The sequence below is a fragment of the Haloarcula rubra genome, from assembly GCF_019599465.1.
GTDB lineage: Archaea > Halobacteriota > Halobacteria > Halobacteriales > Haloarculaceae > Haloarcula > Haloarcula rubra.
Genome location: NZ_RKLR01000002.1, coordinates 589,682 through 603,691 on the forward strand (window position 1 = coordinate 589,682; position 14,010 = coordinate 603,691).

Genomic DNA, 14,010 nt, shown 5'->3' on the forward strand with positions numbered 1-14,010 from the left:
CTTGTGGGGTCGAAGCTTGCTCGTATCCGACCACAGTTGATGTGTACAGTGGTTACAGACGGACCCTTGTGGGGTCGAAGCGACGCTGGCCGACTGGTGCGAGCACGTCCGCAACAAGTTACAGACGGACCCTTGTGGGGTCGAAGCTCGGGGAAAGCCGGCGACGAGACCGACGCTCTCGTTACAGACGGACCCTTGTGGGGTCGAAGCTAGGATTACTGTCCCCGGTGTCGATGTCCACCGACTGTTACAGACGGACCCTTGTGGGGTCGAAGCGGCCCTGCGTGGATTGAGTGAGGATTTGCCGAAAATGTTACAGACGGACCCTTGTGGGGTCGAAGCTCGCCGTCCGTCACCCCGCAGGAGGGCGTACAGCAGTTACAGACGGACCCTTGTGGGGTCGAAGCGACGTTGACTTCGTCGGCCGGCGCGATGCCGAACTTGTTACAGACGGACCCTTGTGGGGTCGAAGCGAGGAACTCCAGCGGCATCCGGGTGGGGAACTCCGGTTACAGACGGACCCTTGTGGGGTCGAAGCTCTTTCGCTTCGGCGGCCATCTCACGAACCTCTTGTTACAGACGGACCCTTGTGGGGTCGAAGCGACCTGTACACGTACAAGATGCACCCGTACCTGCCGTTACAGACGGACCCTTGTGGGGTCGAAGCTGGTCCCCGGCGGGGTAATCGTCACGACGCCGTGTTACAGACGGACCCTTGTGGGGTCGAAGCCCAATTTCGGCGTTGACAATCTGACAGGAGCATGAGTTACAGACGGACCCTTGTGGGGTCGAAGCGCGGTCACGACCCCCGGCTGGCTGACGCTGGTTCTCGTTACAGACGGACCCTTGTGGGGTCGAAGCGCCAACTCGGTGTTTCGGGACATCCGGGTCGAGCAGGGTTACAGACGGACCCTTGTGGGGTCGAAGCTCGGCGAGGTCCTGTCTGGCGTCGTCGCCACCCACGTTACAGACGGACCCTTGTGGGGTCGAAGCGCGTCCGGACAGGTGGCGAACATGCTGAAGGGCCGAGTTACAGACGGACCCTTGTGGGGTCGAAGCACGGCGCCAGTACCAGTGGCGATGATACAGGAACAGGTTACAGACGGACCCTTGTGGGGTCGAAGCTCGGTGCCGTCGGTCGCCACCTCGTACAGCGGACTGGTTACAGACGGACCCTTGTGGGGTCGAAGCGACGGGTCGGAGGGGACGACAGCGGGGGCAGAGGACGTTACAGACGGACCCTTGTGGGGTCGAAGCCGGGCGTTTTCGTTTGTAGAGTCCGCCGCCGGGACGTTACAGACGGACCCTTGTGGGGTCGAAGCGCCCGGAACATGTACCTCCACGCCCCCGGCGGGACGCGTTACAGACGGACCCTTGTGGGGTCGAAGCAGGTCGCGGAGTTCGCCCGGCGTCATGTTCGTTGCGGTTACAGACGGACCCTTGTGGGGTCGAAGCCGGTTTTGTCGACGTAGTCCGAGCTCGAGACGTTCGTTACAGACGGACCCTTGTGGGGTCGAAGCTGCCATACGTAGATAGTACCGCCGATGAATCCGAAGGTTACAGACGGACCCTTGTGGGGTCGAAGCACACCCGATGCACTCTCGACGAAAGAACAGGTTGACCGTTACAGACGGACCCTTGTGGGGTCGAAGCGGGTGATACAGCGGGTGGTCCGGGTCGTGTGCCTGTTACAGACGGACCCTTGTGGGGTCGAAGCCGAACGGGTCGCCGCCGAGTACGTCGCCAGTATCAGTTACAGACGGACCCTTGTGGGGTCGAAGCGAGTAGCGAGGTCGTCGTAATAGGCGGCCAACTGCTGTTACAGACGGACCCTTGTGGGGTCGAAGCAGGGCATAGATTTGGAGGGAACCGGCGGATGCGGAGTTACAGACGGACCCTTGTGGGGTCGAAGCGTGGATACTCCGCCGTCGGTCTGGTTGGCTTTGTTAGTTACAGACGGACCCTTGTGGGGTCGAAGCCCGAAGGTGGCGGGGATGGGGCTAACGGCGAATATGTGTTACAGACGGACCCTTGTGGGGTCGAAGCGCCGACCAGTACGACGTCGAACCCGTGATAGAGAGGTTACAGACGGACCCTTGTGGGGTCGAAGCCCGTCGACGGCGCTGTTCGCGATGGCGATCGAGACGAGTTACAGACGGACCCTTGTGGGGTCGAAGCAACCCCCGTCAGAAGGGTCGACAGTACCTTCACCCGGTTACAGACGGACCCTTGTGGGGTCGAAGCACTTTCACTCCGGGTCTGGCCGACCTTCTTTAGCACGGTTACAGACGGACCCTTGTGGGGTCGAAGCGCGTGCGGTCGGCGTCGGGCATCACGCAGGTTATCGTTACAGACGGACCCTTGTGGGGTCGAAGCGAGAATGCGTTCCTGCTGACGACGGATCTCGGCGGGTTACAGACGGACCCTTGTGGGGTCGAAGCCAGTCCCGTCGCGGAATAGATACCCATCAATGGGGTTGTTACAGACGGACCCTTGTGGGGTCGAAGCGGTGCCCATGTATATTTGGCGGTCGATGAGGTCCTCGTTACAGACGGACCCTTGTGGGGTCGAAGCGAGCTGGCCGCGCCGGGTTCGAGCGTCTCCGTGCCGTTACAGACGGACCCTTGTGGGGTCGAAGCTCGTAGCTGAGGTACGAGTCGTTGACGGCCTGCTGGTTACAGACGGACCCTTGTGGGGTCGAAGCAGGTCGATGATGTCCGCTGTCCCTCTGTTGGGATGGTTACAGACGGACCCTTGTGGGGTCGAAGCCGTACCGAGTCTATCGCGTAGTAGGGCTTGAGGCCGTGTTACAGACGGACCCTTGTGGGGTCGAAGCTAAGAACTCGTCCAGTGCCTCTCGGCCGTTGAGGTTGGTTACAGACGGACCCTTGTGGGGTCGAAGCCCGCGCTTCGGGCGCACGTACCGGGCGAGGTCCTGTTACAGACGGACCCTTGTGGGGTCGAAGCCCGCTTTTGAAGTGCGGAGCGGACGTCGTCGAGTTCGCGTTACAGACGGACCCTTGTGGGGTCGAAGCGAGGATACTCCCGAGGTCCGTGCCGCCGAGTGTGTTACAGACGGACCCTTGTGGGGTCGAAGCCCGCACCATCGTCGTAGACGAGTCCGCACGGAATGTCTGTTACAGACGGACCCTTGTGGGGTCGAAGCGAGGAGCGCGTTAAGAACGAGCCATGATGTGCGCAGTTACAGACGGACCCTTGTGGGGTCGAAGCTCCTCGATCAGGTAGGTCTCGTCGCCTCCGTCGGTGTTACAGACGGACCCTTGTGGGGTCGAAGCTACCTCCGGGAGCCCGCCCGAGTCGTCGCTAGCGCTGTTACAGACGGACCCTTGTGGGGTCGAAGCCTCGAAAGAGTAACCCGCCGCCCTTTTCGCATTAACGTTACAGACGGACCCTTGTGGGGTCGAAGCTGGATTATCAGGACTCAGGCCTTGACCCGTGGGAATCGGTTACAGACGGACCCTTGTGGGGTCGAAGCCAGCCATGTTCCCGCCGACCCACTCGATCGGACGCGTTACAGACGGACCCTTGTGGGGTCGAAGCCCGCCATGCACGGACCTCGCTGTCAGCGGGGCGCGCGTTACAGACGGACCCTTGTGGGGTCGAAGCGTCGTCCGCAACATCTTCGACACGGTGCCGTCGTCGTTACAGACGGACCCTTGTGGGGTCGAAGCATGGCTTGCACCCGTCGTCGGCGCGGGACTGGTGAGCGTTACAGACGGACCCTTGTGGGGTCGAAGCGACAGGTGGGCCAACGTGGCGTTGTACTGCCGACCGTTACAGACGGACCCTTGTGGGGTCGAAGCACACAACACCAGCGCGGCGAGGACGTACCGCTAGTTACAGACGGACCCTTGTGGGGTCGAAGCCAGGACAATGCTGACGAGGACCTACCGGGCGTGACTGGTTACAGACGGACCCTTGTGGGGTCGAAGCCGGCGGCCGACGCCGACGACGGCTGTCCGTGGTGCGGGTTACAGACGGACCCTTGTGGGGTCGAAGCCTCACCCATCCCATCACACTCGACACGACAGCGTGTTACAGACGGACCCTTGTGGGGTCGAAGCGTTGCTCAGCGCCGTCCACATGTCGTCGGTCGGCGGTTACAGACGGACCCTTGTGGGGTCGAAGCTCGGCCCAGCTATCCTTAGGCGGGACTATAACGCCGTTACAGACGGACCCTTGTGGGGTCGAAGCATCACCGACGACATCCTCGGCAACCTGTTCGCGCTGGTTACAGACGGACCCTTGTGGGGTCGAAGCGAGGTGAAGATAGACGCCTCGCAGGAGGGCAAGGTCGTTACAGACGGACCCTTGTGGGGTCGAAGCACGGGCAGACATTCGGTGCCTCCTTCGTGGCTCTGGTTACAGACGGACCCTTGTGGGGTCGAAGCGCGTAGTGTGTGCGTTTCATCTGTTTGTCCTCCACTGCGTTACAGACGGACCCTTGTGGGGTCGAAGCAAACAACAGCTCTCGCCGGACGTCTCCGGGCTCTTGTTACAGACGGACCCTTGTGGGGTCGAAGCTTTGAGCGCGTTGAAGTGCCCTTTGTACGCAAGTTGTTACAGACGGACCCTTGTGGGGTCGAAGCCAGCCTCGCTCGTCGGGGTCGCCGCCGTCGGCTTCGAGGTCGTTACAGACGGACCCTTGTGGGGTCGAAGCTATCGCTTCCACGACCTCACCATCGACGACGCCGAGTTACAGACGGACCCTTGTGGGATCAAAGCTCTTCCTACCGTCACCACCGCCCAAACGTCTTCGGACGCGGGAGAAACCCACCGCGGGATTGGAACTCAAGCGACAAATCCACAGTGCCGTTCTTTGACGCCCTACGTTCGAGAAACCGGGGTTACACGAACAGATAGATTAGGACTAAGTATAGGACTAACATAAGGCCTATACAGAGATGCCGAAGACACGCGTCAGTCAGGGATCGAACGGGCAGTACAAGGTCACGGTGCCGAAGGGTGTCGCCGAAGCGATGCAACTGGACGGGAAGCGCCTCGACTGGAAGGTGAAGTCGGGGAGCACCCTAGAGGTGACCATCGTCGATGAGTAGCGCCGTCGGCTACACCCGAATCTCCCAGGAGTCGGACACGTCCATCGACCGCCAGAAGCACCACATCCGCACGTACGCCGACGAGAACGGCCTCAAGCTCGAAGCCATCTACGACGACGGAGAACACTCCTCGGGCTTCGACGAGAGCCGAGAGGAGTACCAGCGCGTCCGGGAGCGCGTGCAGTCTGGAGGGATCGCAGCGGTCATCGTCAACGACAAGCGTCGCCTCGCCCGGGACTTCGACGAGACGATGCGCCTCGTCCTCGATCTCCGCGAACACGACGTTGAGGCGCACACCTTCCAGGAGGGACGACTGGACCTGTCGGACCCGGTGCAGGCCGCCGTCGAAGTCCTCCAAGCCGCCAGCGAACACGAGGCGAAAAAGAAGGAGATTGAGCGCGCCCGCGAGGCCGTCCAGGAGCGCATTGAGAATGGGTACGACCACGGCCGCCCGCCTATCGGCTTCCAGTTCGATGACGCTGGCGAACGGTGGGTGCCGGACCGAGAGGGCCGTTTTGAGCACGTCGTCGAGGCCATCCGCATGGTGGAGGACGGAGCGACTTACCGCGACGTCCAAGAAGAGCTGGACATCGCACCCTCAACGATGTCGGGCGTGATGGACCGCCGCGACCGCTACCTCCAGGAGACTGAGAGCCCATAAGCAACGACGTCGATCCCGAGGATCTTATCCTCTGAACTCGCCAATTTGTATCTTCCGTTTTAGGGTGTCATTGAAGAGTTCACAATATGGGTAATTTCAATGTTATCGGAGGAGAATCGTGTGCTCAACTACATGCGAGCTGACCGCTGGCCCCCTGTCAGAACTAAGTGATGTTCAGTGTATCGTGCTGAATACAGCGCGCGAGTCGGTTATCGCTCGGTCTCCATCACCGGTTTTGCTGAGTGTTAGACAAAGCTGACGTCCTTAATGACGTCAAAGAGCGAGTGTCTCATTCTTTCATATGCTCTATGGAAAACTGGGTGGCCAGACCAACAGTAGCTTCTTCTGTCGGGGCGTCAGATCTCGCTGAACGTGCGAATCTACGATTGTCACCGGTGGCGCTCAGTTGAAGACGAAGAGGTCGTCAATAGAGAGCTCTCCGAGCCACGAATATACCAAATGCTGAAGTGCGACCTCAGAGACTTCAGGTTCGAACGCGACGCCGTCTGACACGATGAATCCGGAGAGACTGATATCGTCTCGTCCCAACAGGTACGATGAGCTATCCCAACCACCGTGCCCCGGGTCTGGCTTAGCGAATTCAAAATACCGCATGAGTTCGTAGATTCCGTCGGAGAGAGTGGACCGACTTTCGGTATGTTTGATCTCTCCCAGAATCACATGATTTGGTTGGCCATCTGCTTGGTCCATCGGATAGCGCTCTATCACGATGTCGGGCCGGCCTGAATAGAGGGACCGCCTGGTATCGTGATCCATGATATCCCGGTGTCGGTCAAGTGCCCGCCGTGACTGGCGAATATATTGTACGGAATTGTTCTCCGGCACCGGTTCGTGAAAGCGTAGCCGTCCAGTGTTGTCGTGATAGATTCGATACTCCCAGTTACTGTCAGCCATGACTGCAATCGCGTCGCTGCCACGCTCGATCGATCGTAACGTTACCTCCGCCTGCTCCGAGAAAGCGTTGAGAAGCTCAAAGATAACGGCCAGTTCAAATAGGGTTGCCGTTTCGGGGACAGATAGGGATTCCAACAGCACCCGCCCAGCGTCATCGTCATCGAAGTCTCGGGCCAGAAGCCGTTCGTACAGTCGATAGAGGTCGTAGGCTTCATAGTAGAGCGGTTGACGAGATTGCCGGGCCTGATCTAGAGCCTTTGGCGTGACCCTGGTATCGCTATCGGCGTTGATCCGGTTCAGGTGGACGTTTCGGTTGTAATGGCGCAGGAAGGACTGGATATTGCCATCGTCCCATCGGTCGCGTCGCCACTGGTAATCAATCTCCAGCAGCTCACTCCTGGCTGTCTCGGCAATAATCGACAATAAGGCCTTCATCAAGACGTTTTGTGGTAGTTGATACTCAGTTGTTGCCGACCGTGTCACGAACCTGGATGTATCACCTGGGTGCTCCGAATAGCGTTGTCGGATGGTCTGGCCCCAGTCAATCGCCCCCCGTATTTCCCCACGAGTCTCCTCGCTCTCGACTGTGCTGTCGGTTTTTACCCGCCGGAGCCGATCGTGAAGCTCCGACAGGTAGTCCTGAACTGGCTCCGAGAGGGCAAACCGGATCCTGAGCAACCGATCAAGGTCCTGAATCTGGAGGCCCGTTTTGTCGAGAGCATGTACCAACTGCTCCTGGCCAATCGGCCGCCCCGATTTTAGATAGGCTATGAGCTCTGTCTGAACCCTCTCAGTGAGGGTTTCACGCGTCGTCTTTGTCATCGAAGTCGATAGCGAACATATCTTCGGCAGTGGCTTTCAGGGCCCCTATATCGACACCAGGGGTCACCTCGCGGTCATTGTCGACCTGGCCTTCATCCTCGACACCAGCCTCCGTGTCTTCGGGCTCATGATCTGAGTGGACCCACTGAATGGTCGTGCTATCGTTTAGCGAATTAATCAGATCTTTCTGCTCATCAGGCCGCAAGCCCTCCAGTTGAGGGTAGACTAGTGATATCACCGCACTAGTTAGTGCACTTCCTGCCGCCTCGCTATCATAAGCTGCCGTGTAAGAGACAAGGTCCTCAATAAGGGCGGGACCGATTTCATGGCCGGCGTTGATATTCGCCCAAAGGACTGCGATTCGATCCCCAATATTGTCGAGAGTTCTAGCCAGTCCGACTGAGTCGTCATCTACATCCTCTTCGATATCCAACTCGGTGGTTGGGTCGATCGCTAGCCAGGAGGTGGCGTAGTTATCCTTACCAGCTGCCGGATTCAACAGCCAGGCCTGAACGTCACCGTCTTCGATCAGCTCGGGGATGCCGACATGGATGAACGCGAAGCGCCGCATGAAAGCATAGGACATTTCATAGAGTGAGGCTTTATCTGCCGTGTTCATAGTCCCCAATAGCCGCCATTGCGGTGTCACAGGATAGCGATCTGGGTTGGTTGCGATCGCTTCCCGCTGTTCCTGGAGGGTCCCGTCATCGACCCAGTCAATCTTCACTGTGTCATCGCGTTCGTAGGGGAGCTCGACGGAGTCACCGGACAGGACCGAGAACAACTGGCCAAACGCTTTGTCGATATTCGAGCGGTTGAGTTCGTCGATCACCAGCCACCTGGTCCGGATGTCTCCTTCATCTGTCCGGAAGCACCGTAGGAACTGCCCGGGTGAGAACTTTAGGCTCCCATCTTTTTCATTCTGGCTGGGCATGTAGCCGCCGACGGTATCGTATGCTGTCCACTCGGCTGTTGCTGTCGTGAACACTGAGCCGTCGATGACCCCTGCCTCAGTCAGCTGGGCACAGACTGCTGTTGCCAGTTTCGATTTTCCCGTTCCTGGCGGGCCAGTGAACACGATGTGTTTACCGCCGTTCAGCGCTGCTCTGATTTGATTTCGGATCGAAACGGCCTGCTCACTCGGATAGTAGAGTCCTTCCGGGAGGTCTGGTTCGACCGGTGGTAACGAGAGCCGGTCTTCCAGTCGATCTATATTCTGTTGGGCAGTCCCCAACTGCATGAGTTTCTCACCAGCCGATTCGGAGACACAATAGAGGTATTCCTGGTTTGGGCCCGAGGGCCCCATCGGATTATACTTCTCCAGGCGATATTTGTCTTGGATGAAAATCGGATAGAGATCGGTCAACCCGATCGGCTCTTTAAATTGCGTAAAAGTGACATCGATTTGCTGTTTGTATGCTCCATCGACCTCTGTCACGTAAGCTTCCGACGCAACGACTGAATAGCCGAGTAGCTCCCCGTCGTGATAATTGAAGACGGTGTCACCTACCTCCAGTTTCCCAAGGTTGTGTGACCAGCGCTCATCAAGACCCGCCTGCAGGTACTTGTCAGCGACTGGTGCTTTTCCCTCACTCTGGTTCACCCAATAATAGGGGGCGGTTGCAGGGTTGTCGATATCCGGTAGCGATGGGAGCCGTCGTTGGCCAGATTTGGTTTTCTTCTCGGTCGTTTTAGTCTCCCCATCGCTTAGCCCCAAAGTCGTGTGGAGAGCATCAGCAATCTCCTGATACGTACGGTCCGTGTCGACAAACGAGCGCTTCCGACACGTTGCGGCGCCGATCTGCTGGTAGGCCTCCTCTGAGAGGGTTTCTAAGGTCCACTGATTGAAGACCTCTTGATTGTAGGTGATCGTGATCGGTAGTCCTTGCTCTGCGACCGGGAACCAATCGACTTGGATGAAGCGGTCATGAGGCATTTCAATGTCGCCATTGTATTCATCGAGGACAGCATCTTGATCGGTCGAATCAAAACCAGCCGTCACGACCCCAAAACCATATACACGGCTCAAGTTGTCTTTCTGTGAGCCTGCTACGATGAGGTCCCCGTCCTCGATGTTTGTGACGAAATCATAGAGCTGCTGTTCGCTCTGATTCTTCTGCCAGTTTTCACGGACGTCCTGCGAGGCAGATTGGACATCTGCCAGCTCATGTCCCCCGAACCCAACGGAGGCAATCCCACACTCTGACCATACCTCCCATAGTCCTCCGCCCGAGCCTGGCCCGATACGCCACATCTGGCCGGCTGGCATTGTCATCGTCGGTGTAGAGCCGACAGTCTTCAACAACTGTTGATAGGTGCTGATAATGTTTTGTAGATCTTCTCCGGTAGTATCCTCTGAGGACTGTTTGAATGCAGTCTCACCGTATTCACGATAACAGATCGCCCCACGCCCATACTTTCGGGCCTTTGAAGTATCATTAGTCAACTCAGGCGACTGTGCGGTGAATCGGTCAGGGACCGTTGCAAGCGCCTCTCTGTAGGATTCGGCAGCTCGGTCTAACAGGTCGTAGGTATTTGCACCCGACTCTGCGCAATGACTTGCTTTGGTTGCTTCTTGGGCGCCTTGATTCAGGGTTAAAAAGACACTATCTGCAGCCGGGTCAAAAAGAAACACAACATAAATTCCGTTTTGGGTACTCGTAGTGTGATTTTTATCGAAGACAGCCACATAAGGGTCATATGCCATTGTCCCCTGGCCCATTCCAGCACGGATTTTGTAATCGAGGTCTGTCTCGGCGACAAACTCCTTGATTGCAGCCGTCGCTTCACTTTTTAACCAGCCCTGCAGGCGGGGATAGTTCGAAACGCTTCGCTCAGCCTCACTTCCGGAGATCTCCTCTTTCGCAGGATACCTCGATGCTATTTCTCCTAATACGTATTTGAGCCCAAGCTCCCTGGGCTTGGGGCCGATCATCGCTGGCGTGGCCATGCGCCGTTGGTCCGTGATCGACTCCAGAAGTAATTCGACTTGAGCGGGACCCTCAAACTCCTCTAAACCGTCTTTGTCAACTTCGGTGATCACTCGGAGTAGCTGGCCGATCTCAATATTCAGTGACACTTCATGGTCAGTCTCTTCGGTGGCGTGACCACAGAACTCCAGATAGTCAAGCTTGAAATCCTCGTAATGAACATGAGCCTCGTTGTAATCATCCGTCGAGGGATAACCAAACAGTTCCAAACCAGCTAGCGTCTGGCTGTTTATTGGGGGCGCCTCATCGATGTGAAACCGGCCGTAGAGCTCCCGAACCATCCACTTCGCATCTAGCTCATCTTCCCATCCAGTGTCATAACTGCTCGCATCCTGGATCTCTCCGATCAAGGTCGCTAATTCTTCGGGTTCTCGCCCCTTTGTCTCAGTCCACTTCTCGTAGATGTTGCTTCCCGAATCCGTACTGACACCGCTGTTGAGGTGATCCCGGACAGCCTTGAATGTCTCCAGATCAGGGCTTGAGATAAACGCTTCAACATTAGTCTGAAACCCATCAAAGTCATAGGGGTCCACAAAGTCGAAATGCTCTCCTTGTGGCTGTTCTTCAGCTACTGCCTGCCACTGCTCAAGCAGTGATTCGCCCTCTTTTGAGACTGACTGAAGTGCCAGGCCATCCGTCTCAAGATCAACGATTCTGTAGTCACCTGGGCGAAGGCGTTCGATCGCGCCAATGGATGTCAGGTCCTGAAGGGCCCTCCGCATCGACTGGCGGTGTGTACTAGAAGTAGGAAATTGCGACTGTAGCCGAGGCTTTGCCTGGGTAAACAATGCCTCAACACAGAATTCATCCCGCGACGACCACTGCTGAAACCGTTCTATCTCCCGGCAAACGGCTTCTCCCCAATCTGTCATAGGAATCAGTTCCTTAGCCAGCACTTATTGTTTTTCCGACAACGCTCGATCATAACATTCAAGCGTTATTCTAACGGAAAATTTCGACTTTTCTTGTACATGTATGCCATGCTGGATTAGGAAATGTCAGTCAAAAACCGCAGTGTCACACGGGCATTTCGCCGTATCTATCCTCTGTATTCAGCACACGACTCGTGGCAGCTTTCGGGCAGATCTCCGAGTGACATGTTCGAGCACTCGTCTGTATTGAACGAGTAGAGGGCGAGAAGAACGAGTGTGAGATCCGTTGTATGACACCCTCTCTTCCGTTTGCCTATTTTTACCGACACCTAATTCCTATTTGGGCCGCCGGAGCGTGGCCTATAGGCTAACACTGCAGCTGGCCCTCCGGAGTGGACCCGTTCTTGGCCGGCAGGCACCGCTATCACCCTTCCGAGTGACCCACTTCAAAAAGGCCAACCCATCCACAGAATAGGGCGAATATGCTGGCCCCTGAGGCGAATCAGATGGGATCCAGAGTCGATGTTCGCCCGGCTCCTTGACCATCTTCCCCGATATCGCCCAACTCTCGGCCGGTGAAGCGTGACCTGTGAGCTGGCTGTGCTGCAGCCGGTTTTCCGGGATAGACCCATTCCTGACCGGCAAAAACCGTTTTCGGCCGCCTCAAGTGACACCGAAAGTCCACTCCCGGCAAAGCAAGAGGTGGGATAGGCCGGGCCACGAGCAAACCCCGGTTGACAAGGCCGACCAGACAGGAAGTGGACCGACTAGCTCCCCGATGTCCACCAATTCTCCCGGCAATCATGCTCTGCTGGCCGACAATTCTGCGCCCGACTGATCATCCTTACCCACTCACGCCATTCATCCTCGATGGACAGTCCAATTTATCGGCCATCACGGACAGGGCGAGATACTATTGTCCGGGTCTACACACGGTTCTGGTCGTCCAAAGGCGCCGAACCGACTTTGGGACCCGGAACCGGTGTGACTAGCGCGAGTGTCACCGACTGAACTGGGGATAGCTGGCATCGAACACGATACCAGTCCGCGTAAACCCCGACTTCTCCATCGTTGACGGAGACAAATGGGCAGATTGCTCTTACATCGCCACCATCACAGATCGAGGTCGGCCTGGCGCGCAGACACGAACGAACCACTGATTCTGGCAGTCCTCCATATCTATGAGCACCGTTGACGGCTTCGCCAATCCAACCGAGAGATATCCGTTCTATCCCGTGAGACGCCGTCTGTGAAAACGGGCCTGTAGGGATGGATGTACTGGCAGGCGGCGCCCACTGAGACCGCACCAGCGACAGGCACAGTGGGCCGTTCTATTCGCACGACGGGCGCCATTATAATGGCGGGAGCGATAGGCGCTGGCCTTGTTCGCCTGTCCCTCGCGGGATGCTCCCGATTCGTTGGTTCCCGCTCTATCTCTCTGAGGCACGCCTGTTCCGGTACTCGTTGAGGTGGGCAAGATGGATCCGACCATTACCGCCACGCCTGGGTCCTTTTTTATTCTTCTCCGCTCTCTCAGTGTGGGTTATCGCCGGCAATTGGGCGGCGAATTGCCTATCCATATCGGGCAAGCGGACACGTGGCCGGATCGAATAAGGTGACCGTGACTGCATGCCCGTATTTCCGGCCTTGAGACTCGCAACAGAACCAAATTATCAATTCCGGCCCGTGAGAAGCGTTCTGATCGGTGGGTTATTCTTTGTCAGTGGCCGTGTCGCTGTCCAATATGTCGTCTTCTCGCAGACGTTCCAAATCCTCGTTATCGAGATCACCGTGCCTTACCAGAGCACCAATCTCCTTATCGGTGAGCCACTCACCGTCTCGAAGCTTCTCCATCGCGCGCTCGGGGTCGACGAATCGGACACGCCAATCTACCTCGATGTTCACCGACGCAATAGCCGCCTTCTGATGCTCTCCTTCCGTCGCCTTCCGGCTCCGGTTACTCCCTATCTCGATGGCTTCCTCTAGGAGTCGTTCGAAGTTCACATGAGTGTGCTCAGTGATGCCATAATAGCTGAATGCGAGAGCCCACCGAATACCGTCGTACACCTCGCTGATCTCTGAACCCTCTGGCGGCTCAGTGATGTCGCTAAATATAGTCTGCAAATCACGGTCATCCAGGTAGTGGAAGAGCAGTTCGAAGTCTACGAGACCGTTCCGTATCCGGTCACGCATCCGCTGGCGTAGCTGCGTCTCCGATGCGTCACTGATGTCTTTTTCTCCCAGCAGGTATTCTCGGTCATCGTAGGTGAGAAGTCCCTGGGGTCGATCATGCGGATCTTTGTTATGCCTGAGCCAGCTCTCCCTTTCGTCCTCGGGGTCATCGTCTAATTCGTCGGTGGTACACATGATTAACAGTATGTACTAACCATGGGTACACAAAAGCCTAATTACCCGGGATTCATTGAGGGGTGTATGTCGGTGAACTCCGATGAAGGATGGACGTCGATCCCCGTCCGTCCCAGTACTCGAGACAAAGTGAGCGATGTCAAGGACACCGGAGAATCTTGGAGTGACACCCTGGAACGCCTACTTGAGGAGGGCAACACACAGGAACCACTAAGATCTCCGAATTAAAGATATCGCTCAACGCGTCTGAATCGTCCAACGACAGGCACCACCCGTAGAACGGGAGGCCGCTCGGGTGTCCTACC

The 14,010-nt window shown here is 57.1% G+C and carries 5 protein-coding genes and 1 CRISPR repeat array (1 of these 6 running past the window's edge); of the genes, 2 read left to right on the forward strand and 3 right to left on the reverse strand.

All coding sequences use genetic code 11. The features are described from left to right. Window positions 1-4,746: direct repeats of the CRISPR family, unit length 30 nt; unit sequence GTTACAGACGGACCCTTGTGGGGTCGAAGC (it extends 802 nt beyond the left edge of the window). 179 nt (window positions 4,747-4,925) lie between these two features. Beyond that, on the forward strand, window positions 4,926-5,078 hold the full coding sequence (locus tag EGH21_RS07800) for a hypothetical protein (RefSeq protein ID WP_166968091.1): 153 nt from the start codon (window positions 4,926-4,928) through the stop codon (window positions 5,076-5,078). Continuing rightward, window positions 5,071-5,739 carry a recombinase family protein gene (locus EGH21_RS07805; RefSeq protein WP_166968093.1) on the forward strand — a complete coding sequence of 223 codons (669 nt, stop codon included), beginning with the start codon at window positions 5,071-5,073 and terminating at the stop codon, window positions 5,737-5,739. Before EGH21_RS07800 ends, EGH21_RS07805 begins: the two co-directional genes overlap by 8 nt. Window positions 5,740-6,141: 402 nt before the next feature. On the opposite strand, the gene EGH21_RS07810 is transcribed toward EGH21_RS07805, so the two are convergent. The 3 genes from EGH21_RS07810 to EGH21_RS07820 all read right to left on the reverse strand — a co-directional run bounded on the left by EGH21_RS07810 (window position 6,142) and on the right by EGH21_RS07820 (window position 13,705). Further along, the gene (locus tag EGH21_RS07810) at window positions 6,142-7,476 is read right to left on the reverse strand and encodes a hypothetical protein (protein WP_220617906.1); all 1,335 of its coding nucleotides are present in this window, start codon (window positions 7,474-7,476) and stop codon (window positions 6,142-6,144) included. Next, the gene (locus tag EGH21_RS07815; RefSeq protein WP_220617907.1) at window positions 7,457-11,338 is read right to left on the reverse strand and encodes an MrcB family domain-containing protein; all 3,882 of its coding nucleotides are present in this window, start codon (window positions 11,336-11,338) and stop codon (window positions 7,457-7,459) included. The genes EGH21_RS07810 and EGH21_RS07815 overlap by 20 nt, the downstream gene beginning before the upstream one ends. 1,710 nt (window positions 11,339-13,048) lie before the next feature. After that, on the reverse strand, window positions 13,049-13,705 hold the full coding sequence (locus tag EGH21_RS07820; protein WP_166968101.1) for a DUF8102 family protein: 657 nt from the start codon (window positions 13,703-13,705) through the stop codon (window positions 13,049-13,051). Window positions 13,706-14,010: the final 305 nt, after the last annotated feature.

Bases quoted from the DNA above. Each gene is read 5' to 3' on its own strand.
- EGH21_RS07800 (WP_166968091.1), top strand. From the start codon at position 4,926: ATGCCGAAGACACGCGTCAGTCAGGGATCGAACGGGCAGTACAAGGTC.
- EGH21_RS07805 (WP_166968093.1), top strand. From the start codon at position 5,071: ATGAGTAGCGCCGTCGGCTACACCCGAATCTCCCAGGAGTCGGACACG.
- EGH21_RS07810 (WP_220617906.1), bottom strand. From the start codon at position 7,476: ATGACAAAGACGACGCGTGAAACCCTCACTGAGAGGGTTCAGACAGAG.
- EGH21_RS07815 (WP_220617907.1), bottom strand. From the start codon at position 11,338: ATGACAGATTGGGGAGAAGCCGTTTGCCGGGAGATAGAACGGTTTCAG.
- EGH21_RS07820 (WP_166968101.1), bottom strand. From the start codon at position 13,705: ATGTGTACCACCGACGAATTAGACGATGACCCCGAGGACGAAAGGGAG.